We start from the raw sequence: 25,016 nt of genomic DNA on the forward strand, positions 1-25,016 counted from the left end.
GCCCGGCGGCGGCCCCCCGATGTCACGACCGCCGGGTCAAGGGGGATGAACCTCCACCGGCCGCGCCATCGATACCCCAACTTGCCGCAGGTAACGGGACAACTACATGGCGTGTGAGTATGGTCGGCGGATATTCGAGACGTCCAATGGGAGGCGGCCATGAACGACGCGCTGCGGGTGGCGCTGCGGGATACCGGGCACACGATCGAGTCGCTCGCGGAACGCGTCGGCGTCGACCCGAAGACGGTAAGCCGCTGGTTGCTCGAAGATCGGATCCCGCATGCCCGGCACCGGCTCACGGCGGCAGACGCACTCCAGAAGAATGTCTCGGACATTTGGCCGGACATTTCGAGACGTCGCGCGCTGGTCTGGTTCCGCCCCTGGCAGGAGATCGAGCGCGAGGCGACCACGCTGCGTTCATACCAACCGTTGGTGATACCCGGCCTGCTCCAGACCGAGGCGTACGCCCGCGCGGTGCTCACCGGTGGTGGCCTGATCCCGCGCAGCGAGGTGGCACGGCTTGTCGACCACCGGATGTCCCGCCAGTTGATCCTGCACCGCGAGGAGCCGCCGCTGCTCACCGCCGTGCTGGACGAGGCGGTGCTGCGCCGGCCGGTCGGCGGCCCGGCCGTGATGCGCGAGCAGCTGCTGGCGCTCGCCGAGGCGTCGACCCAGCCGCACATCCGGCTACATGTGGTGCCGTCCACAGTGGGCGAATACGCTGGGCTGAACGGCCCGTTCGTGCTGGCGACCGCGCCCGATCACCGCATAGCCGGCTACCTCGACAATCAGTTGCAGGGGCAGGTGGTGAGCGAGCAGGCCGAGATCGCGGCCATACTGGCCGCCTGGGAGAACGTGCGCGGCGAGACACTCTCGCACTGGCAGTCGGTCGACCTGATCAGGGAGGTGGCGGAGTCATGGCACTGAGCGACACCCCGGCGCTGTCCGGCGCCCGGTGGCACAAGAGCAGCCGCAGCAGCGGCAACGGCGGCGACTGTGTCGAGGTCGCCGGCAACCTGCCCGACGTGGTGGGCGTACGCGACTCGAAGGACCCGGCAGGCCCGGCGCTGGTTTTCACCCCCGCCGCCTGGCGTGCCTTCGTCGCCACCGTCGACAAGACCTGATCACCCTCGTACACATGTTCTATCCACAGGTTGTGGACGCCTGGTGAGTTACCAGCTCAGCGCGGTAGTCGCGGACGCCGAGCTGCTGCGCGAGGAGACCCGCGAGCTGGATCATGCCGTGCTCGGCGGGCTGCGACAGGACTTCGCGTTGCTGCCGGTCACGCCGCAGCTCGTGGTGGAGTTGACCGGCGCCCCGCCCGACTACCTCACCGACGAGCCCGACCCGACGCAGCCGTTCGAGCTGATCCTCTCTCCCGCGCTTACCGAGGTCCTGGCCCGCTGGTCGGTGCGCGGCCCGCTGGCGTACGTCGAGGCGGAGTTCGCCGGTGGGGCCGGGCACCAGGCCGCGGTGGTCTGGCTCGACGGTGCCCTCACCTGGGGGCCGCGCTTCGACGCGGCGTTCGACGGGCCGCGATCGGAGTGGCCGATCAACGCGGCGCTTGTCGAGCTGGGCGTGGAGCCGGGCCGGTGGATCGACCCCTTCGCTGAGCTGGGGTTACACGTCGAGCGGAGCACCGAGGGATGGCTCGCGCACGGGCGGCGAGGGCTCAGCGCCGACTACTGGGACGAATTGGCCGACGAATGGGAAGCTCGGCAATAACCTCAGCGCCCCCGTCACGTTGGGGACTGGGGGATTCTGATGAAATTGCGACAATTCGGCTTCATCGCCGCACTGCTTCTGGCTGCCTCGGCATCGGGTAGCGGAGTCATGCCACCGGACACCATCGCCGTCCGTGAGCCCGTCGCGTCGGTGAGCGTCGTCGATCTCGATGGAGTGGCCGATGTGGACTTCGGTGACTCGGAGAGCGAGCTGACCCGGCGCGGCATCCTGCGTACCGACGTCGACGCCTGCGGCCCGACGCTGGCCGGACACGACGAGATCAGCCCGATCTTCATCGAGGATCGGCTGGTGCTGCTCTGGGCCGGCGACCCGGTCCGCACCCCGGAGGGCATCGCGGCCGGCTCACCCGTCGCCGAGGTCCGGGCGAGCCATCCGACGGTACGTGAACTGCAAGCTCCACAGGGGACGTACCGCTTCGACGGCCTGCTCGCCCGCGACGGCGACCGCGCCTACCTGTTCCTGCACGACGGCCAGACGGTGCGAAAAGTCATCGCCGGGTACGCCGACTGGGCCCACCGCCTCTTCATCGAGGGCCACGCCCCCTGCTGAGCCGCGTCACCAGCTGACCGGCAGTTCCACCGGGCCGAGGATGGCGTGCCCCTGCTTCCACCGCACCTCGTCCGGTGCCACGGCCAGCCGCAACGTCGGCAGCTCGCGCAGCAGTAGCGCCAACGCGACCCGGACCTCCAGGGCACCCAGGTGCGCGCCGACGCAGTAGTGCGGGCCGTACCCGAAGGAGAGGTGCGGGTTCGGGTCCCGGCCGAAGTCCATCCGCTCCGGGTCGGCGAAGACCCGTGGATCCCGGTTCGCGGCATCGTGCGACGGGATGACGATGTCGCCCTCGGTCAGCCGCACGCCGCTGGGCAGCGTCACGTCGGCCATCACCCGCCGGGGCATCTCGTCTCCGTTGGAGGTCGAGTGCAGCCGCTCCAACTCGGTGACCGCCCCGTCGACCTGCTCCGGATGCTCCAGCAGGTAGTCCCATGCGCAGTCGTGCCCGGCGTACGGGCGGGTGCGCAACAGGTACACGAACGTCGAGATGGAACTGGCCGTGGTCTCCCATCCGCCGACGATCAGCGAGAGTGGAAGTTTGACTTGGACGTCCACCGGCTGGTCCGCCGCCGCCGTCGCGATCCGGGTCATCAGGTCGTCGCGGGGGCAGCCGCGCCGTCCGTCCAGCTGCTGCCACAGGTAGCCGCCCATCTCCTCGGCGGACCGGGCGGCCTCGGCTCGGGTGAGGTCGGCGGTGCCCATGAACATGTCGCCCCAGCGGCGGAACTGCGCCCGGTCCGGCTCGGGCAGGCCGAGCAGGTCGGATATCACGTTCAGGGCGAACGGTACGGCGAAGTCACCCACCAGATCCGCCGAGCCGCCCTTGGCGGCCAGCACCGCGAGCTGAGCCTCGGCAGCCGCACGCACCGTCTCGCGTAGCCCGGACACGGCGGGCTTGGTGAAGCTGTCCTTCACAGTTCCCCGGACCGCGGCGTGCTCCGCCCCGTCCATGCCGAGCATCGTCCCGGACACATCGACCTGGTCAGCGTGGGCGGCAGCGGCCCGGGAGAACAGATCCTGGCGGCGGAGCACCTCCCGGACGTCGTCGTACCGGCAGATCAGCAGCGCCGGCAGCCACTCCCCGCCAACCTGGCGGACCACCGGCAGGACGCCGGATTCCGAGGCGGCGAGCTGCGCGTAGTAGGGGTGCTTCTCCGGGCCGCGCGTCCGGTCGATGCCATCCGCGTCGACGTTCAACGGGTGTCGTACTGGACCGTCGTCGACTGCCACCATGCAATTACCATGGCATTACTTCCCAGCGAAGGCAATCGATCACTTTGAGTAACCCGCGCTCAGGTATCCCACCTCGAGGTCAGAGGCCACCGCTCTGAGATGTGGCGGGCTCGCGGCCGTACCACTTGCGCCAGACGAAGTCGCTACGCATGCTCAGGCCGCTCCATGTCCGGTCGGCCAGAGATGCCAAACTCTACGGCCGGGGTGGCAGCGGCGATGCTGGGCCTTCGCGGCATGGTGTTCTGAGGAGGGCTGATGTCGCTGGACGGCTGGCTGGCGTGCACCGAGTGCCGGATCTGCCTCGCCCTGGGCAAGCCGATCCGACCCGATGGCGACAACATCCGCTACTTCCAGGTGGGATACACGGCGAACTCCGCCCAGTCCGACCTGACCCGAGCGCTCTGGAAATTCCTCGCCGACCACGCCGGCCACCCACTCCGGGTGCTCGTCACAGGCCAGCCTGGCTACGACGACCTTGAACACTTCATCGAAATCGGCGGTGACGCCGCGCCGGACATCCCGTTCGAGGAGTACCTGCAGGATTTCCGGGCCGACTTCGGGCGGGCCGCAGACCGCCCCCTGAGCACCGGCTGAGACCGATTGCGCAGCGCCCGGCCGGTCCTCGCGGACCTGCCGGGCGTTCGCGCATCTCAAGAGCGGTGGCGGAGGGATTTGAACCCTCGGAGGGCGTAAACCCTCACACGCTTTCGAGGCGTGCTCCTTAGGCCGCTCGGACACGCCACCGCCGACGAGGGTACAGGACCGCAGGTTCCGACGCCGAACCGGTCCCGGCCAGGCCGGCCTGGCAGGATCAACGCCATGAGTACGCACATCGGCGCGAAGCCGGGCGAGATCGCCGAGCGGGTCCTGATGCCGGGTGACCCCCTGCGGGCCAAGTGGATCGCGGAGACCTACCTCGAGGGCGCGAACTGCTACTCGACGGTCCGGGGCATGCTGGGCTTCACCGGCCGTTGGAACGGCGTGGAGGTTTCCGTGCAGGGCTCCGGGATGGGCATGCCCTCGGCTTCGATCTACGCCCACGAGCTGGTGAACGAGTATGGCGTGAAGTCGCTGATCCGGGTCGGCTCGTGCGGCGCGCTCAGCGAGGATCTCCAGCTGCGCGACGTGATCGCGGCGATCGGGTCGTCCACCGACTCGAACATGAACCGGATGCGTTTCGACGGGCTGATCGACTACGCCCCGGTCGCCGACTTCGGGCTGCTGCGTACCTCGGTGGAGGTGGCCGAGCGGCGCGGCATCGCGATGCGGGTCGGGCCGATCCTGGCTGCGGACGCCTTCTACACCGACCGGCCGGACCTCTACGACAGCCTCGCGGAGTACGGCGTGCTGGCGGTGGAGATGGAGTCGGCGGCGCTGTACACGATCGCCGCCCGGTTCAAGGCCCGCGCCCTGACCCTGTTGACGGTGAGCGACCACATCAAGACCGGCGAGAAGACCACCTCCCAGGAGCGGGAGCAGACCTTCAGCCAGATGGTCGAGATCGCCTTGGACACCATCATCGCCTGATCCGGTCGAGCCCGACGTCCCGCCACCCCCCGTGCGGTGGCGGGACGCTCTGTGTCGGGGTCGGTGTGACGGCCTCCACTGGGTAAATGTATACGACCGGTCGTTCTTATTTAGTAGTCTCGCCGCATGAACGTCGACGGCCGGCTCGCCCGGGGGCAGCGCACCCGCACCGCTGTGCTGGACGCCGCCGTCAGCCTGGCCTCCGCCAGCGGCCTCGACGGGCTCTCCCTCGGGCATCTCGCCGAGTCGCTCGGGGTCAGCAAGTCCGGCCTCTTCGCGCACTGGCGCTCCAAGGAGGAGTTGCAGCTCGCCACCATCGACCGGGCCGTCGCCCAGTGGCAGGAACAGATCATCGGCCCGGCGCTGCGCACCCCCCGGGGCGTACGCCGGATCCACGCGCTGCACGAGGCCCGGATCGCCTTCTACGCCGGTCGGGTGCTGCCCGGCGGCTGCTTCTTCGCCACCACGGAATTCGAGTTCAACGCCCGGCCCGGCGCCGTCCGCGACCGCCTGGCCGAGGTCTTCGCCGCGTGGACGAGGTTCCTCGAACGGCTCGTCACCGAGGCGATCGAGCTGGGCGAGTTGCCCGCCGGCACGGATGTGGCGCTGCTGGCGTACGAGATCGACGCGTACGGCATCGCCGCCGCCATGCGCTCCCGCCTGCTCGACCCGGAGGTCACCTACCGGCACGCCCGCCTGGGCGTGCTGAACCGCCTACGGGCGCTCTGCCCCGATCCCGCTCTGCTACCGGAAGGCCCGTCATGAGTCACGCAGTCGCCGAACAGCCCGCCGTCGAGTACGGCCACGTCGAGCGCACCATGGTTCACTTCGACGACCTCGACGCCCTCGGCATCCTGCACAACGCCCGGTACGCGCTGCTGCTGGAACGGGCGCTCACCGCGTACTGGTCCGACCGGGGCGTCGCCTACCAGGCCGGCCGGGCCAGCACGCCCGACGTGTTCCACGCGGTACGCGAATTCACCATCAGCTACCTCGCGCCCGTCACCGGCACCGGCCCGGTCGCGGTGCACTTCTGGCTGGAGCAGCTCGGCACCAGCAGCGCCAGGTACGCCTTCCGCTTCCACTCGCTCGACGGCACCACGACGTACGCGGAAGGGCAGCGCGCGGTCGTCCGCCTCGACCCGGCCACCCTGCGGCCGGCCCCCTGGACCGACACCGCCCGGGCGGTCGCCACCACGCTGCTGCGCTCCTGAATCCCTGAGGGCTCAGCGGAAGAAGGCGCGCAGGACGGCGGCGTTCTCGGTCTCCAGGATGCCGCCGTACACCTCGGGTCGGTGGTTGAGCCGGCGGTCACGCAGCACGTCCCAGAGCGAACCGGCGGCGCCCGTCTTGGGTTCCCAGGCACCGAAGACCACTGTCGAGACCCGGGCCAGCACCAGCGCCCCGGCACACATCGTGCAGGGTTCGAGGGTCACCACCAGGGTGCAGCCGTCCAGCCGCCAGCGGCCCAGCCGCTCGGCCGCCCGGCGTAGCGCGAGCACCTCGGCGTGCGCGGTCGGGTCGCCGGTCAGCTCGCGCTCGTTGCGACCGATCGCCAGCTCACTGCCGTCCGGCCCGTAGAGCACCGCGCCCACCGGCACATCGCCGGACTGGCCGGGCTCAACCGCGACAGCGTCACCGGCCGCCGCGCCAGCCGGACCGCCGCCCCCGCCCGGGACCGCCGGGCCGCTCACCGCGACTTCGAGGGCGCGGCGCATCCAGAGTTCGTGCCGCTGTCGCCGGCCGGTGCCGGTCGGGTCGGCCAGGCCCTCGTCCGCTCCCGGCCCGCGCCGGCCGACGGAACCGGGCGTGGGCTGCCCAGGCCGGACCGTCTCCAGTGCCGGATCGGTCACGTCAGACGGCTCAGACCTCACGCAGTTCCTCGACGTCGTCGACGCAACCCAGCACCTGGCAGATCTCGGCGGTGACGTCGGCCGGCATCATCCCCTCGTGGGCGCAGAGGCCGAGCAGCCGTTGCGCGGGGATGCCCAGGTCGGTCAGGAGATCCGCCTCGCCCACCGGGTCCGCCTCGGGGTCGACGGCAGGTTGCTCGTTGTCGTCGCCACCGCTGGCGGCGGCCGGACGCACCTCTTCGGTGTCGTCCAACCCGGTCACCGACGTCTTCAGGTCACCAACCAGCAGGGCACCCAGCCGGGACTCCTCCGCGTACGCCGAGTCGGAGCCGAAGACCCGCAGGTCCTCACCCTCGTCAAGACGCAGGATGACCAGGTAGGTGTCGTCTGCCTCGACGAACAGCAGCGACACGTCCGCGTCCGGAGCGACATCGCGGAGCCGCTCGGCGACGTCATCGACGTCTGCGGCACCCCGCAGACTCAGCTCGGCGGCTGTCCAGCCGCCCTTCTCGCGTACGACGGCCGCAGCGAAGTACGACACGTTTCCCCCAAGTTGCCTCGGCACAGCACTCGCCGACCCGTTACGCGTGCACGTTAGCCGGTCGGGTCGGCAGGCGACCGGTCAACGCCCCGAAGGGCCGGTCATTCCTGGGGAAAGGATCTCCGCGCCGCTCAGCCGGCGAGGCGTCGGCGAGTGGCGATCAGTTGGCGGAGCTGTGCGGTGCGGGCGCGTTGTGGCCGTTCGCGTTCGCGTACCGCGCGCGCGTCCGCCAACTGCGCCAGAAGCTGAAGGCGGCGGCGGCTGCGATCGGGATCCAGCCGCGGAGTGGTCCAGGCCATACCGGGAGAGTGCCGAGTTACGGCCATCCAGTCAAGACGGGTTTCGGTGTCTGCGCGACGACGCACCGCAGTCGCCACCGGCACGGTTCACCAGAGCGGCCAGTCACCGCTGCTCATCCAGCGGGTGACGACCGCAGCGGTGGCGATGCTCCACCCTCCGGCGGTGACGATCGCGATGCCGGCCGCCACTCCCCGGTCGCCGTACCTGACCAACGCCAGGGCCGCGAGCCAGGCCAGCGCACCGGCGAGCAGCGTCCACCAGACGTACCCGACGAGGCTGCCACCGAGCAGGCCGAAGAGGACCAGCCAGGCCAGGGTTCCGACCGCTCCCGCCGCGACACCGGCACCGCCGACCGGGTTCGGCTCGCGGTAGGCGGGGCGCGGTGGCCGCCCGGAGGGAAAGAGGCCCGACGGGTTGTACGGCAACACCGGTACCCACTCCTCCACACGCACGGACGCTGTCCTACCACCGTATCGAGTCTGTCAGGATGGCCGGATGGTTCCGCTGCCGATCGGACGCCGCCGCGCGTACGCCCTGTTGCTGCTCGTGCCGGTGCTCGCGGCGAGCGGCTGCGGTACGCCCGGCGCGCCGTCGGACGCCGGCCCGACCCCCGTGACCAGCCCGACCGCGGTGACCAGCCCGACGGGCGCGGACAACCCGACCGCCGCGGCGACCACCGGCGCACCGCCCGCGACCAGCGCGGCGCCGCCCGACCTCACGGACCAGCCGGCGGCGACACCACGCAAGGGCCTGCCCCACGTCTTTCCGGTACGCGCCGGAAAGGTCTCGTACCACCCGACCCACTCGGCGTACCCGGGGACGGACATCTTCGCCGACTGCGGTGAGCCGGTCGTGGCGGTCACCGACGGCACGATCGGCGAGGTCAGCCGGCGTGACCGGTACAAGAAGAGTGGTCCGCAGGGGCCGTACAACGGTGGCCTCTCCGTATCGGTCATCGGTGACGACGGGGTGCGCTACTACGGGTCGCACCTGACCGAGATCGCCGAGGACATCGACGCGGGGGTGCGGGTACGCGCCGGTCAACGGCTCGGCACGGTGGGCCGGACGGGCAACGCCAACAACGTCTGCCATCTGCACTTCGGCATCTCCCCGCCGTGCCTGGGCGAGGACGGCTGGTGGATCCGCCGGGGCGTGGTCTGGCCCGCGCCGTACCTCGACTCGTGGCGCAAGGGCGGCAACCGGGAGCCGGCCGCCGAGGTGACCGCGTGGCATCGCAAGCACGGCTGCCCGAGCAAACCGCCCGCGCGCCGATAAGCGCCATCCGGGTTCATCAGTCCGAAACATTGACGCAGGTCTCGCCGGTGAACTACCGTCCGGTAGACCAGAGAGAGCGCTCTCTCACGTCGCTTAATTCACAATACCGACGAAGCGTGCGCCGACCGGCGCGGCCGGGCCGGCACGCGTTGGAGGAAAGATGAGACCTCCCGTCCCACGCCGCACCCACCATCGGATCCTGGCCGCCACCGCCGCCGCGACCCTCGTTCTCGGCGGGCTGGCCGTCATCGCCAGCTCCCCCGCGCAGGCCGCACCGGTCGGCGCCGGCAGCTACACCACCACTCCCGTCGGCCCGCTCCCCGGCGGCTGCGGCAACATCGCCAGCAACCCCCGGCAGTACGTCACCGCCGCCGCGCCATCGGGGGCCGTACCCACAAACGACTGGTGGTCCTCGCTGCTGTGGAAGCGCCTGAACTGCACCTTCAGCGAGCCCTTGCACGCGCACCCGGTGTCCTACCAACCCGTCACCGACGGGCTCGGCTTCTCCGCCACCTCGACCCCCGCCATCTCCGGCACCGCCACCGGGGTGGGCGAGTTCAAGTACCCCTACGTCGAGGACATCCGGGTCGGTGTGGCCGGACTTGCCGCCCCCAACGTGCTGGTGGACGACTGGACTGACTGGACGGTCACCCCGTACTGGGGCGACGGGGCGCGGACGATGCGCGCCACCATCGGTCACGGGTTGCCGCTGGCGTACTTCCGCACCAGCGGCGGCGACGCGGTGATCAACGCGACCGGTGGTAGCCCCACGGTCTGGTCCAACAACGGAAGCAGCATCGGCTTCACCGTCCGCGGCCACGACTACGTGGCGTACGCGCCGAGCGGCGCGACCTGGACCGTCAGCGGCAGCCGGATCAGCTCCAACCTCGCCGGACGCGGCTACTTCAGCGTCGCGCTGCTCCCGGCCACCGGTGGCGGCACCGCCCGCACCCAACTCGCCGGCACCTACGGCCAGTACGCGCACGCCCACGTCACCGGCACCCGGGTCAGCTACAGCTACAACGCGACGACGAGCCGGGTGGAGACCCGCTACACCTTCACCACCACGCCCCGCGAGGGCACCGAGACGCGGACCGTGGTCAGCCTCTACCCGCACCACTGGCGGGCGCTGACCGGTGTCACGCCGATCACGCCGACCTACCCCTCCGCCCGAGGGCGGATGAAGGTGGTCACCGGCGTCGGTGAGTTCCGCACCTCGATGCGGTTCAACGGCGTACTGCCGGAACTGCCCGCCGTCGCCACCGGAGCCGGCAGCGACCTGACCACGCTGCGGCAGCACCTGGCGGCGGTGCGGAGCAACCCGATGGACCAGCGCGGTGGCGACACCTACTGGACCGGCAAGGGGCTCGGCCGGGCGGCCCGCATCGCCGAGATCGCCGACCTGGTCGGCGACACCGAGACCCGTACCTCGGCGCTGAACGCCATCCGCGCCACCCTCAACGACTGGCTCACCGCCTCGTCCGGGGAGACCGAGCGGCTGTTCTACTACGACCAGCGGTGGGGCACGCTCATCGGCTACCCGGCGTCGTACGGCTCCGACCAGGAACTGAACGACCACCACTTCCACTACGGCTACTACATCGCCGCCGCCGCCACGCTTGCCAAGTTCGACCCGGCCTGGGCCCGGGACGACCAGTACGGCGGCATGATCGACCTGCTCATCCGGGACGCGAACAACTACGACAGGTCGGACACCCGCTTCCCGTACCTGCGCGACTTCGACATCTACGCCGGACACGACTGGGCCTCCGGGCACGGCGCGTTCGCCAGCGGCAACAACCAGGAGTCGTCGTCGGAGGGGATGAACTTCGCCAACGCCCTCATCCAGTGGGGACAGGCCACCGGCGACACAGCGGTACGCGACGCCGGCATCTACCTCTACACCACCCAGGCCGCCGCGATCCACGAGTACTGGTTCGACGTCACCGGCGAGAACTTCCCCACCGAGTTCGGGCACTCCAACGTGGGCATGGTCTGGGGTGACGGCGGCGCGTACGCCACCTGGTTCAGCGCGGAGCCCGAGATGATCCAGGGCATCAACCTGCTGCCGATCACCGGTGGGCACCTCTACCTGGGCCAGCACCCGAACTACAACTCGGTGAAGTACGCCGAACTGGTCCGCAACAACGGCGGTGAGCCGACCGTGTGGCAGGACATCCACTGGCAGTTCCTCGCCCTCGGTGACGCCGACGCGGCGCTGGCCAAGCTGCGGGCCAACCCCGGCTACACCCCGGAGGAGGGCGAAAGTCGGGCGCACACCTTCCACTGGGTCCGTAACCTGGCCGCCCTCGGCCGGGTCGACACCGGAATCACCGCCGACCACCCGCTGGCCGCGGTGTTCAACCGCAACGGCGCCCGGACGTACGTGGCCAGCAACATCTCCGGCTCACCGCTTACCGTACGGTTCTCCGACGGCACGCAGCTGACCGTGGCTGCCGGGCGCACCACCACAAGTGGGGCGCACACCTGGAGCGGAGGCAGCGGCGGTGGGGGTACGCCACCGAGCCCGACACCGACACCGACGTCCAGCCCGACGCCGACCCCGACGCCCACTCCCACGCCGACGCCGACCGACCCGCCGTCCAGCTCACCTGTGCGCTACCTGCTGTCCGGGGGCGGTCTGGGTGCGTCCGGCAGCGCCGGCACCACCACCGTGAGCAGCGCCGGTGGCACGAACCACGACGGCACGCCGCGCAACCCGGTGGTCTTCACCGCGACCGGGCTCAATCTCAACCACAACGGCGGGCAGACCGCGTTCGATCTCTTCCTCGATGCCGGCACGGCGGTCGGCAACGGGGTGCAGGCCCGCGTCTCGTACGACCTGACCGGTGACGGCAGCTGGGAGCGGGTGGAGACGTACCGCTACTTCGCCACCGACCCGGTGCCGGGCTGGGAGCACTACACCCAGGCCGCCGGGCTGCACTCCAGCAGCGGCTCCCTCGGCAACCTGCGTGGCGGCACCGTCCGGGTGGAGGTCTGGTCCGCCATCGGCAACAACCCCACAAACCTCGGTGTCGGTGACCGCTCCGTGGTGCGGTTGCCGTACGCCTGATCCCGCACACCGCGATCCGCCCCGCGCCGCCGGTCGTACCCCGACCGGCGGCGCGGCCGCGTAGGTTTGCCGACATGAGCGAGCGCCAGCGAGCGAATCATCAGCGCAGTGCGTCGGTGCCTCATGGCGGCACGCAGCGCAGCGGAGTGCCGACATGAGCGAGCGGGACCCCATTGCCGATCTGCGCCGGATCGCTTTCCTGCTGGAGCGGGCGAACGAGGCGACCTATCGGGTACGCGCCTTCCGCTCGGCGGCCAAGGCGTTGGCCGCGCTGCCGGTCGAGGAGGTGGCCGAGCGGGCCCGTGCCGGCAAGCTCACCGAGCTGGCCGGGGTCGGCGACGTCACCGCTCGTTGCGTGGCCGAGTCGCTTGCCGGTGAGGAGCCGGTCTACCTGCGCCGGCTGCTCGCCACCGAGGGCACCGACCTGGACGCCGAGGCCACCGCCCTGCGTACCGCCCTGCGCGGCGACTGCCACACCCACTCGGACTGGTCCGACGGTGGTTCACCGATCGAGGAGATGGCGCTGGCCGCCGTCGAGCTGGGCCACGAGTACCTGGTGCTCACCGACCACTCGCCCCGGCTGAAGGTCGCCCGGGGACTTACCGCGGATCGGCTGCGCCGCCAGCTCGACCACGTGGCACGCGTCAACGAGGCGTTGCCGGAGGGGTTCCGCATCCTCACCGGCATCGAGGTCGACATCCTCGCCGACGGGTCGCTCGACCAGGACGAGGCGTTGCTGGCCCGGCTGGACGTGGTGGTCGGTTCGGTGCACAGCGGCCTGAACGACGACCGGGCGAAGATGACCCGCCGGATGCTGGCCGCCATCGCCAACCCGCATCTGGACATCCTGGGCCACTGCACGGGCCGGATGGTCTCGTCCCGACCGGCCGGGGTGACCGGGCCGGGCGACCGGGGGCACCGCGCGCGGACCCGGGCCGAGAGTGACTTCGATGCCGACGCCGTCTTCGCCGCCTGCGTCGAACACGACGTCGCCGTGGAAATCAACTCGCGGCCGGAGCGGCAGGACCCGCCGAAGCGGCTGATCCGGCGGGCGCTGGAGGCCGGTTGCCGGTTCGCCATCAACACCGACGCGCACGCCCCCGGCCAGTTGGACTGGCAGCGCTTCGGCTGCGAGCGGGCCGCCCTGTGCGGAGTCCCCGCGGACCGCGTGATCAACACGTGGGCGGCGGACGAGTTGGTCGCCTGGACGCGCGACTGACGCGTGCCCAACCGCCCGGCCCGCCCGCCTCCGCTCAGCGGGTGGCGGGCTCGACCAGGGGTGCCGTCGGGGTGCCCACACCCGGTGCCACCCGGCGGCGACGACGCCGGCCGAGCAGGCCCTGCGACACGGCGACGCCGAGCAGCACGATCAGCGCGCCGACCGGCTGGTGCCAGGTGAGTCGCTCGCCGAGCACGACGGCACCGATCAGCACCGCGAACACCGGGATCAGGTACGTCACGGTGGAGGCGGTCGTCGCGCCGACGGTCCGGATGTTCCGCAGGTGGATCACGAAGGCGAGCCCGGTGCCGAGCGCGCCCAGCGCCAGCACGGCCGCGAGCACCCGCGGCGACAGCGCGGTCGGCAGCGGCGGCGCACCGGCCACCACCGGCGCCACGATCGCGAGCTGGACCGCCGCGACGATCAGCTGCGCCGCCGAGAGGGACAGCCCGGACAGGGTGCTGCCGGCAATGAACTTCTTCTGGTACGGGATGGCGAAGCCGTAGCAGGCGGCGGCGCCGAAGCACATCAACTGGCCGACGAAGTGCGCACCGCCGACGCCCTGCCAGACGCCGAGCACCACCATCACGCCGGTGAAGCCGAGCGCCAGCCCGAGGGCACCGCGTGCGGTCAGCCGCTCGGTGCGAAACACCAGCACCGCCAGCGGCAGCACGACAAGCGGAGTGGTCGCGTTCCAGATGCCGGCGAGCATCGACTCGACCCGCTGCTCGCCGTAGCCGAACAGGGTGAACGGCAACGCCACCCCGAAGGCGGCGATCACCGTCAGGTGACCCCAGACCCGCAGCTCGCGCGGTAGCCGGTCACGCAGCACGGCGAGCACCACCAGCAGGGTCAGCGCGCCGGAGGCGACCCGGTAGAGGGTGAGGTGCAGCGGGTGCAGCTCGGCCACCCCGACCTTGATGAAGAGGAAGCTGGAACCCCAGATCGCGGCGAGGGCGATGAAGCCGGGCAGCCAGCTCCGCAGCGCCGGCCGGTCAGGGGTGAAGTCGCCTGTCACCCCTGACACTCTGCCGCCGGGGTACGACATTGTCCTGCGGTTTTCGGCCGTCGTGTCGCGCGCCACAGAAACCACATCCTTGATAGGGCGTTGACCGACCGAGGAGGTGAACATCATGGCGATGCCGATCCGTTTCGACCCGCTCGTCGACCTTGACGGCATGTGGACGACCCAGCTCGCCGACCGCTACCTCCCGTTGCCTGAGCTACCCGATGCGCGGTACGAGTGCATCGACGGGAGGTTGGTAAGGACGCCCGCCGCGGTCGGCACGAACAGCTACGGCGAGATCGAACTCGCCCATCTACTCTCACCCGCTGCCGAGGCCCACAACTTCTACGTCTTCGGTCAGGTGAATCTGACCTTCTCCCCGCAGCGGTGGATCCAGCCGGACATCACCGTGCTGCACGCGCTGCCGAAGACGGACGAGGAGGATCGCTGGATCCCGGCCCACCTGTGCACCATGGCCGTGGAGTTCGTCTCCCCCGGCAGCCGCCGGCAGGACTTCGTCGACAAGCCGATCCGCTGTGCCGAGGGGCGGGTGCCCTACTTCATGCGGGTGGAGATCTCGCGCCGGCTGCGGCACGCCGCGGTGGAGTTGTTCGCCCTCGGCACGTTCGGCGGCTACGACACGCTCGCCAAGGCGGTCAGCGGTGACCGGCTACGCGCCGACGAGCCGTTCCCGATCGACTTCGATCCTGCCGACCTGCTGCCCTGACGGCGTCGGCGGCATCATCGCGACGCCCACCTCGCGTAGGGTACGCAGCGTGGGAAGAATCGACGATCTCGCGAACCGTTACGTCGCCGACTGGGCGGCATTGAGCCCGACCGGCGCCACCTCCGTCGGCATCGCCGGCCATGACGACAAGTTCGACGACCTCTCCCCCGACGGGTACGCCGCACGCGCCGAACTGACCCGACGCACCCTTGCCGAGCTCGACACCATCGAGCCGGTGACGGAGGCCGAACGCACCGCGCGGGAGGCGATGCAGGAGCGTCTGGGCCTCGAACTGGACCGGTACGACACCGGCGAGACGGCCAGCGAGGTAAGCGTCATCACCAGCGGCTTGCACGAGATCCGGATGGTCTTCGACCTGATGCCCACCGAAGGGGAGCAGGCCCGGGCCAACCTGGCCGCCCGGCTGAACCTCTTCGCGAGCACGCTGGAGGACTACAAGACCACGTTGCGGGAGTCGGCAGCCGCCGGACGGATCAGTTCGCGCGCACAGCTGATCGAGGTGGCCAAACAGTGCGACACCTGGGTCGATCCGGACGGTGACAACGTCTTCCACGGGCTGGTCGATCGGCTGGGCGAGGATGGATCCCTCGGCGCCGAACTGCGTCGCGGCGCGGCTGCGGCCACGGCGGCTACCGCCGAGTTCGGGCAGTTCCTCCGCGCCGAGCTGGCTCCCCACGGACGGGAGAAGCAGGCCGCCGGGCGTGAGCGCTACGAGCTGGCCTCCCAGTACTTCCTCGGGGCTCGGATCGACCTCGACGAGACGTACGCCTGGGGCTTCACGGAGTTGGCCCGACTGGAGGCCGACATGCGGACGGTGGCCGCCCAGATCGCCGGTCCGAGCGCCACCATCGACGAGGCCGTGGCGGCCCTGGACGCCGACCCGGCCCGCACCATCCGGGGTCGGGACGCCTTCCGCGACTGGATGCAGGAGCTGGCCGACCAGGCGATAAGCGACCTCAACGGCACCCACTTCGACATTCCCGAGCAGGTCCGGCGGATCGAGTGCATGATCGCGCCGACCAGTGACGGTTCCATCTACTACACCGGCCCGAGCGAGGACTTCGCCCGACCGGGTCGAATGTGGTGGGCGGTGCCGCAGGGCCTGACCGACTTCTCCACCTGGCGGGAGGTGACCACCGTCTACCACGAGGGGGTCCCCGGCCATCACCTCCAGATCGGCCAGACCGCCGTCCGGGCCGAGTTGCTCAACCGCTGGCAGCGGCTGCTCTGTTGGGTATCCGGTCACGGCGAGGGCTGGGCGCTGTACGCCGAGCGCCTGATGGAGGAGCTGGGTTACCTGGACGACCCGGGCAACCGGCTCGGGATGCTGGACGGTCAGGCGCTGCGGGCGGCCCGCGTGATCGTGGACATCGGCATGCATCTGGAGCTGGAGATTCCCAAGGACAACCCGTTCGACTTCCATCCCGGTGAGCGGTGGACCCCGGAGCTGGGTTGGGAGTTCCTGCGGGCGCACTGCCGGGTGCCGGACGAGATGCTGCGCTTCGAGCTCAACCGCTACCTGGGCTGGCCGGGGCAGGCGCCGTCGTACAAGGTGGGCGAGCGGATCTGGCTTCAGGCGCGGGAGGACGCGAAGGCCCGCAAGGGCGCCGACTTCGACCTGCGCGAGTTCCACCGCCAGGCGCTCGACCTCGGTGCGCTCGGTCTCGACCCGCTCCGCCGGGCGCTGGCCCGGCTCTGACACCCTGATCGGCTGATTCGCGGCTCGCGGCTGCCGGTTGTGGGGGCGGGCCGTCGGCCCGCCCCCACAACCGGCACTGCTGGTGCTACTGCTTCTCCGACTCGCCCTGTGCCGACCGTTGGCTGGGCACCGTGGGCTCCTCGGACTTCCAGTTGGTCGAGGCGGGCGGGATCTCGTCGGTCAACGGCCCACCCGGCCGAGCGTCGTCCCGCACCGGCGGCTGGTCGACCCGGGTCGGTGCCGGGTCGGCGGCGGCGTGCCGGGCCACCGTGGCCGGGGTACGACTACGCGAGACCAGCAGCCCGACCAGGATCAGCACCAGGCCCAGCACGGCGAGCCCGAGCGGTGCGAACACTCCGAGGATGTTGAGCTGGTTCCGGCTCTCCTTGGCGCGGTCCACCGAGGACGCCACGGTCTCCTCGTTGTAGGAGAAGTCGGCGTCCAGCAGCGTCACCGGGGTGCCCGTGTTCGGCACGAGCACCTTCTTCTGCTGCTCCCGGACCTTCAGGTAGGAGCCGGTGACCGGGTCCACCCAGACCGTACGGGTGTTGCTGTAGACGACGTCACCCGACGTAGAGCCGGGGGCGAGCGCACCGAGCAGCAGCGCCACCCGGTCGGTGGCCAACGGCAGCTTCTCGTCGGTGATGACCTGCTCGTAGCGGTACGCCTCGATGCCGTTGATGTCCTCGGTGCCCTTGAACTCGGCCATCCGGGTCTGCCGCAGATCCCGGTCGAAGACCTCGTAGTTGTCCTTGGCGGAGTTGAACGGGAACTTGTAGACCTGGCCGGCGAACGAGACCGTCTCCGGCGTGCCGCTCTCGTCGAGGAACTGCTCGTTCCACTCCACGGCTGCCGCGGAGACCCGATCCAGTGCCAGCTCGGCACCGTACGCGCTGACCAGCGCCTTGGTGTCGGTCCGCTCGACGGTCTGGCCGACCCGCCAGACCACCGCGTCACCGGCGAGGTCACCGCTGAGCGCCGCGGTCTTGGCACGCTCCGGGGTGACCTGGACGGTCGACCTCAGGTCCGTCTGATCGACGATGTCGACCGCACCGTTGGTGATCTGAAGGAACGTCGCCGCCCGGGCCTCGGCCACCGACGTCGACGACTCCAGGTCGTAGGGCAGTTTGGTCATCGCAGGCTTGACGACGAACACCAACCCGGCGGCCAGCGCCAGGAGCAGGACGCCGCCGCCGAACAGCACGGCACCCACGGCGCGGTGCTTCATGTTTCCTCCCAGAGGAGCTCAATATCGTCGATGTCAATCAGTGAGATGGCCGCGAGGTTACTACCAAGTCACATAGCCACGCGACCCCCGGTCAGCTCTGATTTCTCCACCGCACCGGGCTGCCCGTCACCGGCCCTCCGCAGTACGAGCACGAAGTTCCACGCCGCCACCTCCCGAACGCCGGGCACCCGGATCACCCACCGCGCCCACCACGGGTGATAGCGCGGCAACGCGTCCAGCACCTCGACGTCGCGGTTTCCCCGCGCCCAACGCAGCGTGTCCGAGATCGAGACCGGGAACAGCGTCTCCCGGTAGCGGTTCTTGGGCGGCCGTCCCATCCGCCGCTCGTAGCGACGGCGGGCCCGGTTGCCGCCGAGATAGTGCCAGGGCGCGGTCTCGTGGCCGCCCCACGGCGACAGCCAGGGGGTGTACGACACGAAGATGAGCCCGCCGGGACGGGTCACCCGCACCATCTCGTCGAGCATCCGGGGCGGCTCGGCGACGTGTTCGACGACGTTTGACGAGAACGCCACGTCCACGCTGCCGGTGCGGATCGGCAGCGCCGTGCCGCTGCCCCGCAGCATTCCCGCCACCGACTCGCCGGCAGCGGAGAAATCCCCGACGTCCGGATCCAGCCCCAGGTAGTGGGCACCGGCACCTCGGAAGGCGGCCGCGAAGTACCCCGGACCGCCGCCCACGTCGAGCAGCGTCCGGCCGGTCAGCTCGGTGTAGCCGGACACCTGACGGACCGAGTCGGCGGCCAGCAGGCCGTAGAAGTGGTCGGGGTCGGTCTGCTCCACCAGGAACGCCCGGAACAGCGCCACCGACCGGCGCAGCGAGGCCAAACGGCGTCGCTCCGCCCGTCGCGTACGGTCGTCCGCTGCCGTCACCGCGCCACCGTCCCGTTCTCGTCCTCGCCCCGGCCGGCAGCCGGCGGCCCACCGGACGTGCCCGGCGTCACATCATGCGGGATGGTTGGTCCGGGGCGTACACCGGGGACCGGGACGACCGCCGCGACCACCGCGCCGATCGCGACAAGCATCGCCGCCTGCACCCACGACCGGTACGCCCAGTCCTGTCCATGGCCCTGCAACCGACCGGCCACGGCGATCACGGTGGCCACGGTCAGCCCGCCGAGCACCACCACCGGCAGGGCGCGTACCGCCAACTGCCGCAGCAGCATCGCGGCCAGCACGATGGCCACCGGAAGCACCCCGCCCAACGCGGCGAGCAGCACCACCAGCAGCACCCCGATCGCCCAGGCGGGAGCCTCGGCCGCGATGGCGTCCGCCGCGTCCCCGTTACTCACTGCCCGGCGGCGCACCGGCCAGACGGCCAGCACCAGCACACCAACCGCCGCCACCGCGCCGGCCGCCAGGCCGCCCCGGTACGCCCGGTCGGGGGCGAAGACGAGCCGGATCTCGCCGCCGGCACCGGCCGGCAGCACCCACGCCTGCTGCCACCCGTCCACCCGGGATCGGACCAGCGGCGTTCCGTCGAGAGTTGCCGTCCAGCCGGCGTTGGCGTTCTCCGGCACCACCAGCAACGCCCGCTCACCCGCGGCGACCCGGACCGTCCGGTCGGTCGCCGCCCAGTCGAGCACCGTCACCTCCCGATGCCGGGGTGCGGGGTTCGCGTCGCCGTCCGGCCGCAGGGTCGCGTCCTGGACGACGAAGCCCGCCGACGGCGTGGTGGCCAGCCGATGCCCGCCCGCCGGCAGGTCCAGCACCGCACCGTCCTCGCCGCAGACCCGGACCGGCACCGGCCGCCCGGCCAGCACGTCCGCCAGGCTCGCGGAGACCGAGGTGTCGTACCGGAAACCGTCAAGCTCGACTGTCGGTCCGTCACCGCAGCGCTCCACCACCCGGGTGTCGGTGTCGATCGGCTTCAGCAGGCTTGCCAACGCCGGGATCTCCACCTCCGCGATCCCGGCCGTGGCGGGCCAGCCGTTGCCCCGCAGATCCGCCAGCCGGTGCTCGGTCTCCCGCACCACGATGTCGAGCCGGTCGGTACGTACCGCCGGGAAGGTGACAGTCCCGTCGGCCTCGACCGGCACCTGCACCTCGCGGTCGGGCGTGTGGATCTCCACCTGCCGCGGCAGCGACCCGATCGGCAACTGGCTGCCCCGCAGCCGCAACCTGTCGATGCGACGCTCACCGGACCAGCTCAGCCTCAGGGTGGGACGCAGGTCTCCGGTGCCGGCCAGCCAGGCCGTTCCCGGGTCACCGTCGATCGCCGCGTGCGCGGCCACTGCCGGGTCGCCGCTCAGTCGGGACGACGAAGCCGCCCGCACCTTCGTACCGGACAGCGTCAGCTCACCACCCGGCCGCGGCACCGCCGACAGCTCCAGCCGATACGTACCGGCGGCCGGGTTGCGGAACAACCGGTCCAGGCCCAGCGGCTCCTCGCCGACCCGGGCGAGGAACCGGTCGCAACGAATCACCGTGCCGTCCGGCCGGAGGGAGGCTCCGCCGGAACCACCAGCGGGCACCGACTCCGGGCCGGTCTGCTGCGCCGGATAGCACGCCGGCCGGTCCGCCGGCCCACGGCTGAACGCCCAACTGACCGGCGTCGACAGGTCGTCCGGCAGATCCGCCGGGGCTCGCAGCGCTCGGCGTGGTTCGGTGTCCGGAATGGAGAGCTCCTCGATGCCGACGGCACCGTCGAGCCGGCCGCCGGTCACCGACAGCACCGTCACCCGGATCCGGCTGGTGGGGCCCGGCAACGTGTAGTACGAGTGCCCGCCGAGCGTGGCGGCAACGTCGTGGTCCACCGAACCCCGATCGGTGGTGAGTCGGAACCGTTGCACCGGCCAGCCAACCGCCAGATCGCTGACGAACGCGAGTCGCACGCTGTCCACCTGGCGTGGGGTGTCCAGATCCACCTGAAGCCACTGCCCGACCGGTCCGGCCAGGGGCGCCGAGTGCCAGGCGGTGCCGTACTCCCCGTCAACGGCGGCGAACGGCAGGCGCGACGGGTCGGCCGGGCCGAGACTGTCCACGAAGCTCGCGGCCGAGGACGCCGTCACCTCACGGATGCCCTGGTAGGTCGCGGTCGTCTGGTGCTGCTCCCCGGCGAAGGGCAGCACGTCGAGAGCGACGCGGCCCTGTCGTCCCGCCTCGTTCGCGGTCAACGTCTGGGAGAGGTTGTCCCGCACCCGGCCGATGTCGCGCTCCCGGCGACGCAGACCGTCCGTGACGATCCACCGGCCACCGACGGCGTCAGCCGGGGAGTCGTCCCGGTCCCCGGCGAGCACCACGGGCCGGTCCCGTTCCACCACCCCCTGCTCCAGCAGGGGAAGCAACGACTCCGGACCACCGCTTACCGTCGGCACGTCGGCGGTCAGCACCGCCGAGGCGGCCGGCACCGGCCGCTGCACCTCGTACACCTCGATCGCCGGTAAGGAACCGGCGCCATCGTCCACCGGGCTGCCGAGTGTCCGGGACAGCGCGTCGGTGGTGCCGAAGGTGGCCACCCGCCCGATGCCGGGCGAGTCGGCCAGTGCCCGGCGCAGCACCGTCACCGGCGGAGCGTCCCCCTGGGTCCGGTCGATGTCGTTACGCAACAGCAGATGCCGGAAACCGGAGCGGGCGAGCAGGTCGGCCAGGCCGGTCGAGCCCCGGCCGCTGGCCAGCACCTCCTCGACGGTGTCCATCATCCGGGTGTTGCCCGCCGAACCCAGCGGCACCTGGTGGCGGACCGCCCACGGCGCTTCGGCCAACGCCTGCAACGGCTCGTCGACGGTGCGTCCCCAGTCGTACTGCCCGAAGCCGGAGCCGGGCACCACCAGGGTGCGGGCCAGCGCGTCACGGTCGGCCAGCCAGGTCGCCGCCGATCGCCAGTGCGGCGGCAGGTCGGACCAACCCGGGCCGGGACGCAACAGGCCCAGCCAGGCCGGTGCGGCAGCCCCCAGCACGAGCAGCAGCACCGGTACGAAGACCAACGGTCGCAGCCGGATCCCGGGCCTACGACGGGCCAGGGCGTGATGCATCCGGGTGGCCACCGCGTCGACGCCGTGCGCGAAACCGAGCATCAGTGGCAGCCGAAGCACCGGGTCGAGCTTGTGCACGTTGCGGAACGGCGCCAACGGGCCGTCCAGCAGATCACGGACCAGCTCGGAAAGCGGACTGTCCACAGCCCCGACGTAGCCGATGGTGAGCAGGGTCAGCCCGGTGAGGAACCCGGTCACCAGGAAGCGTCGCTGCGGCAACAGGTTGCCGGCCAGCCCGGCCAGCCCGACCAACGCCACCACCGCGGTCAGCGCCATCAGCACCGGATGGTCGATCAGCAGCCAGCCCGCCGGCCACCACGGCTCGCCCTGCACGATGTACGCGACCCACTGGTTGGTGCCGCGTACCGCCTGGAACAGGGAGGCCACCGCGGTGGTCGTGGTGGACGACTCGATGTAGTCGAGGAAGGGGAGGCTGTACTGGCCGAGCAGCACCAGCGGCACGATCCACCACAGGCAGACCCCGACGACGCAGGCGCACCACCAGGCGACCAGCCGTACGTGCTGCGCGTCCCACCGCCGGGTGAGCAACCAGACGCCGGGCAGCAGCAGCGCCATCAGCACCACCGCCGCGTTGATCCCGCCCATCCCGAGCACGGCCAGGGCGGAGAGCGCGGCGGCCCGGCGCGGTGACCCGATCCGGCGTACGGTCACCAGCGGCAGCAGCACCCAGGGCAGCATCGAGGCGGCAAGCGTCTCCGAGGAGAGCGCGCCCACCTCGGTGAGGATGCGCGGGGCCAACGCGTAGCCGAGCGCCGCCGCGTACCGCGTCGGTTCGGTGCCGATGTCCAGCGCCCGGGCCAGCCGCAACAGCCCGTAGAAGGCGGCGGCCAGCAGCAGTGCCGTCCACAGCCGCTGGGTGATCCACGGCGGCACCGCCAGCCACTGCCCGGCGGCGAAGAACGGTCCCATCGGGAACAGGTAGCCGTACGCCTGGTTCTGCAACTCTCCCGAGGTGGCTTCCGGGTTCCACAGGTGCAGCGCCCGGGCCATGAAGTGGATCGGGTTCGCGGCCAGGTCGAGCTTGGTGTCGAAGGTGACCTGACCGGGCCGCTGGCCGAAGGCGATCGCGGTGAGCAGCAGCAACGACAGCACCGTGCCGGGCGAGCGGCGCAGCCGCGCCGGAATTCTCCTCATCGGCGGCACTCCGGTGGCAGGCAGCTCAGGTCGGCAAGCGCCGAGAAGAAGATGCGCCGCATCCCGCCCGGCTGCTCGGTGACGAAGACCCGGCCGCCGGTGACCTTCGTGATGGCCTCCAGCTCCTCCGGGTCGATGTCCGCGCCGAGACCGATGAAGATGATCGGCAGGGGGCGGCGTGGTTCCTGCAACCGCTTGAGTTCGGCCAGGAAGTCGGCCCGCCCGATGGTGTCGTCGTCCTCGTTGCGCCCGTCGGTCATCACGAGCACCAGGTTGATCCGGCCCGGTGTCCAGTTACGGCGCGCGTCGCGGTACGCGGCCAGCGTGCTGTCGTACAGTCCGGTGCCGCCCTGCGGCTTGACCGCGATCTCAGCCAACGCCTCGGTCAACCGTTTGCGCTGGCCACCCAGCGGGCGCACCGGCAGGACCTCGCGGTAGTCCCGGTCGCCGTCGACCTTGGTGGAGAAGGCCCAGATGCCGAGTTCGCTGTTGTCCAGCAGCAGCGCCGCCCCTTCCCGGGCAGCCCGCACCGTGGCGTCGAGTCGGGTGCCACCGGCCGGTACCGGTGCCGCCATCGAGCCGGAGATGTCCAACAGGGTGAGGATCCGGGCGCTGCGCTGGACGCCACTCCAGCCGGTCAACACGTCGCTGACCGTCTCCTCGGCCGGTAGGGGCACCGGCCGGCGTTCCTCGGCCCGCAGCCGGTCGTCGTCCGGCATTGCCGGCGGGAAACCGGCCGCGGTCCGAAAACCGTAGTAGGCGAACACCTCCCGGGCCTCGCCGGTCAGCAACGTGTCGAGGAACGCGCCACCGGCGTCCCGAGCCCGCCCCTGCGCGGCGGGCAGCACCACGTACGGCAGGTCCAGCCAGGGCACGTCGACCTCCGGGTACGCCGCCACCAGCTTGCCGCTGGCTGCCAGCGCATTGTGTTCCAGCACCGCCTGCTCGCTGGCGGCGACGACGCTCACCCGACCCGGCAGGTCCTGGTTCGGAGTCAACGAGCTGGCTTCCTCGGCCGGGCTGAAGGTCCGCTCGGCGAGCCGACGCAACGTGGCAGCCACGGTCGCGGCCGAGTCCCGGTTGTCGTCGGCCAGCGCCCGCGCGCCGAGCAGGGCGCTGACCCCGGCCGGGTCGGCCGCCGGATCGGGCAGCCCGACCTGGACCGTTCTCGCCCGGGTACCCAGAAGCGACGCCCAGTTCAGCGGCTTGTCCGGCCAACCGGATCGACGCGCGATCCGATCCGTGACGGCCAGCACCACCGGAGTGCTCGCCACCGACGTGCCCTGTCCGGGCACCTCGAAAGCACCGGCGGCACGGGCCCGGCGCAGCCAGAACGTCGATTCCGGTAGCCACGCGTCGGCCACGTCGCCATCGTCGGCGAGTTCCCGGGCGACCGCCGCCGACGGCCGGGCCTGCACCTCGACGGAGACGCAGGGTTGGCTTCCGGCGTTGGCTCGGGCCACCCGGTCGAGGGCCGGGGCGATCACCGGAGCGGCCACCACCCGGAGGCGGACCTGTTCGACGCAGGTCGGGGTACCCCGATCGGCCCGGATGTACGACACCGCCGCCCAGCCGGCAAGCAGCAGCACCAGGGCGGCACTGAGCAGCACCACCGGTGAACGGCGGAACAGGACGCGCGCCGGCGCGGGACGGTCGGCAACCACCGCCGCCTCACCTCCTCGTCACGCCTGCGGACGATGTCCAGCCGCAGGTCACAACACCTGCCGCGACGAAATCGGCCACCAGACACCGGGCATCGCACGCGGTTGCGCTGCACACCCTGCCAAGGTTTCCGCCCGTCGGCAAACCCCTCGTCCACGACCCGTTACCGGATCGTCGCCGCCAGATCTGCCCATTGCGCAGCCGGGCC

The 25,016-nt window shown here is 71.0% G+C and carries 23 protein-coding genes and 1 tRNA gene; 13 read left to right on the forward strand and 11 right to left on the reverse strand.

The genetic code is table 11. The features are described from left to right. Positions 1-159 precede the first annotated feature (159 nt). The 4 genes from Vse01_RS16725 to Vse01_RS16740 are packed head-to-tail and all read left to right on the forward strand — an operon-like array spanning position 160 to position 2,295. Complete coding sequence (locus tag Vse01_RS16725; RefSeq protein WP_093410045.1) at positions 160-927, forward strand: helix-turn-helix domain-containing protein; 768 nt, start codon at positions 160-162, stop codon at positions 925-927. After that, the gene (locus tag Vse01_RS16730; protein WP_093410047.1) at positions 918-1,124 is read left to right on the forward strand and encodes a DUF397 domain-containing protein; all 207 of its coding nucleotides are present in this window, start codon (positions 918-920) and stop codon (positions 1,122-1,124) included. Before Vse01_RS16725 ends, Vse01_RS16730 begins: the two co-directional genes overlap by 10 nt. A gap of 43 nt (positions 1,125-1,167) precedes the next feature. After that, positions 1,168-1,725 carry a hypothetical protein gene (locus Vse01_RS16735; RefSeq protein ID WP_093410050.1) on the forward strand — a complete coding sequence of 186 codons (558 nt, stop codon included), beginning with the start codon at positions 1,168-1,170 and terminating at the stop codon, positions 1,723-1,725. Positions 1,726-1,764: 39 nt separating this feature from the next. Next, entirely contained in the window at positions 1,765-2,295 is a 531-nt protein-coding gene (locus Vse01_RS16740; RefSeq protein WP_093410052.1) for a hypothetical protein, read from the forward strand. 6 nt (positions 2,296-2,301) lie between these two features. Here Vse01_RS16740 and Vse01_RS16745 read toward each other — a convergent pair whose 3' ends face one another. Then, positions 2,302-3,531, reverse strand: a complete 1,230-nt coding sequence (locus Vse01_RS16745; protein ID WP_093410055.1) for a cytochrome P450 — start codon at positions 3,529-3,531, stop codon at positions 2,302-2,304. 255 nt (positions 3,532-3,786) lie between these two features. Here Vse01_RS16745 and Vse01_RS16750 point away from each other — a divergent pair, with 255 nt between their 5' ends. Then, a complete protein-coding gene (locus Vse01_RS16750; protein ID WP_093410057.1) occupies positions 3,787-4,125 on the forward strand; it encodes a hypothetical protein in 339 nt (112 codons plus the stop codon). Positions 4,126-4,188: 63 nt separating this feature from the next. On the opposite strand, the gene Vse01_RS16755 is transcribed toward Vse01_RS16750, so the two are convergent. After that, positions 4,189-4,275: transfer RNA gene (locus tag Vse01_RS16755), tRNA-Ser, on the reverse strand. A 75-nt stretch (positions 4,276-4,350) separates the two neighbouring features. On the opposite strand from Vse01_RS16755, the gene deoD reads away from it, so the two are divergent. From deoD to Vse01_RS16770, 3 genes are all read left to right on the forward strand, one after another. Further along, complete coding sequence (gene deoD, locus Vse01_RS16760; RefSeq protein WP_093410059.1) at positions 4,351-5,058, forward strand: purine-nucleoside phosphorylase; 708 nt, start codon at positions 4,351-4,353, stop codon at positions 5,056-5,058. A gap of 126 nt (positions 5,059-5,184) precedes the next feature. Then, the gene (locus tag Vse01_RS16765; protein ID WP_093410061.1) at positions 5,185-5,823 is read left to right on the forward strand and encodes a TetR/AcrR family transcriptional regulator; all 639 of its coding nucleotides are present in this window, start codon (positions 5,185-5,187) and stop codon (positions 5,821-5,823) included. After that, positions 5,820-6,272: an acyl-CoA thioesterase gene (locus tag Vse01_RS16770; RefSeq protein ID WP_093410064.1), complete on the forward strand. Its 453-nt coding sequence runs from the start codon at positions 5,820-5,822 to the stop codon at positions 6,270-6,272. Before Vse01_RS16765 ends, Vse01_RS16770 begins: the two co-directional genes overlap by 4 nt. A gap of 12 nt (positions 6,273-6,284) precedes the next feature. On the opposite strand, the gene Vse01_RS16775 is transcribed toward Vse01_RS16770, so the two are convergent. The 4 genes from Vse01_RS16775 to Vse01_RS16790 form a co-directional block, all read right to left on the reverse strand. Next, the gene (locus tag Vse01_RS16775; protein ID WP_170863609.1) at positions 6,285-6,776 is read right to left on the reverse strand and encodes a nucleoside deaminase; all 492 of its coding nucleotides are present in this window, start codon (positions 6,774-6,776) and stop codon (positions 6,285-6,287) included. A gap of 145 nt (positions 6,777-6,921) precedes the next feature. Then, positions 6,922-7,452 (reverse strand): tRNA adenosine deaminase-associated protein, encoded by a 531-nt coding sequence (locus tag Vse01_RS16780; RefSeq protein WP_093410069.1) that lies wholly within the window; start codon positions 7,450-7,452, stop codon positions 6,922-6,924. 131 nt (positions 7,453-7,583) lie between these two features. Continuing rightward, positions 7,584-7,751 (reverse strand): hypothetical protein, encoded by a 168-nt coding sequence (locus tag Vse01_RS16785; RefSeq protein WP_170863604.1) that lies wholly within the window; start codon positions 7,749-7,751, stop codon positions 7,584-7,586. A gap of 87 nt (positions 7,752-7,838) precedes the next feature. After that, a complete protein-coding gene (locus Vse01_RS16790; RefSeq protein WP_232511435.1) occupies positions 7,839-8,198 on the reverse strand; it encodes a hypothetical protein in 360 nt (119 codons plus the stop codon). A 49-nt stretch (positions 8,199-8,247) separates the two neighbouring features. On the opposite strand from Vse01_RS16790, the gene Vse01_RS16795 reads away from it, so the two are divergent. From Vse01_RS16795 to Vse01_RS16805, 3 genes are all read left to right on the forward strand, one after another. After that, complete coding sequence (locus Vse01_RS16795; RefSeq protein ID WP_093410072.1) at positions 8,248-9,027, forward strand: M23 family metallopeptidase; 780 nt, start codon at positions 8,248-8,250, stop codon at positions 9,025-9,027. Positions 9,028-9,187: 160 nt separating this feature from the next. Beyond that, on the forward strand, positions 9,188-12,100 hold the full coding sequence (locus tag Vse01_RS16800) for a glycosyl hydrolase (protein WP_093410074.1): 2,913 nt from the start codon (positions 9,188-9,190) through the stop codon (positions 12,098-12,100). Between the two features lie 154 nt (positions 12,101-12,254). After that, entirely contained in the window at positions 12,255-13,319 is a 1,065-nt protein-coding gene (locus Vse01_RS16805) for a PHP domain-containing protein (RefSeq protein ID WP_093410077.1), read from the forward strand. 34 nt (positions 13,320-13,353) lie between these two features. Here the strand turns inward: Vse01_RS16805 and Vse01_RS16810 are convergent, their stop codons facing one another. Further along, positions 13,354-14,367 (reverse strand): DMT family transporter, encoded by a 1,014-nt coding sequence (locus Vse01_RS16810; RefSeq protein WP_139233239.1) that lies wholly within the window; start codon positions 14,365-14,367, stop codon positions 13,354-13,356. Between the two features lie 85 nt (positions 14,368-14,452). On the opposite strand from Vse01_RS16810, the gene Vse01_RS16815 reads away from it, so the two are divergent. Both Vse01_RS16815 and Vse01_RS16820 read left to right on the forward strand, forming a co-directional pair. Continuing rightward, a complete protein-coding gene (locus Vse01_RS16815; protein WP_093410082.1) occupies positions 14,453-15,052 on the forward strand; it encodes a Uma2 family endonuclease in 600 nt (199 codons plus the stop codon). Between the two features lie 49 nt (positions 15,053-15,101). Then, complete coding sequence (locus Vse01_RS16820; RefSeq protein ID WP_093410084.1) at positions 15,102-16,772, forward strand: DUF885 domain-containing protein; 1,671 nt, start codon at positions 15,102-15,104, stop codon at positions 16,770-16,772. 85 nt (positions 16,773-16,857) lie between these two features. Here Vse01_RS16820 and pgfA read toward each other — a convergent pair whose 3' ends face one another. The 4 genes from pgfA to Vse01_RS16840 form a co-directional block, all read right to left on the reverse strand. Beyond that, complete coding sequence (gene pgfA, locus Vse01_RS16825) at positions 16,858-18,000, reverse strand: cell envelope lipid trafficking protein PgfA (protein WP_093410086.1); 1,143 nt, start codon at positions 17,998-18,000, stop codon at positions 16,858-16,860. Positions 18,001-18,068: 68 nt separating this feature from the next. After that, a complete protein-coding gene (locus Vse01_RS16830; protein ID WP_093410089.1) occupies positions 18,069-18,890 on the reverse strand; it encodes a class I SAM-dependent methyltransferase in 822 nt (273 codons plus the stop codon). Next, the gene (locus Vse01_RS16835; RefSeq protein ID WP_093410135.1) at positions 18,887-23,146 is read right to left on the reverse strand and encodes an alpha-(1->3)-arabinofuranosyltransferase; all 4,260 of its coding nucleotides are present in this window, start codon (positions 23,144-23,146) and stop codon (positions 18,887-18,889) included. The genes Vse01_RS16830 and Vse01_RS16835 overlap by 4 nt, the downstream gene beginning before the upstream one ends. After that, on the reverse strand, positions 23,143-24,810 hold the full coding sequence (locus Vse01_RS16840; RefSeq protein WP_093410091.1) for a substrate-binding and VWA domain-containing protein: 1,668 nt from the start codon (positions 24,808-24,810) through the stop codon (positions 23,143-23,145). The genes Vse01_RS16835 and Vse01_RS16840 overlap by 4 nt, the downstream gene beginning before the upstream one ends. Positions 24,811-25,016: the final 206 nt, after the last annotated feature.

This window comes from Micromonospora sediminimaris, from assembly GCF_016863575.1.
GTDB classification, from domain to species: Bacteria; Actinomycetota; Actinomycetes; order Mycobacteriales; family Micromonosporaceae; genus Micromonospora; species Micromonospora sediminimaris.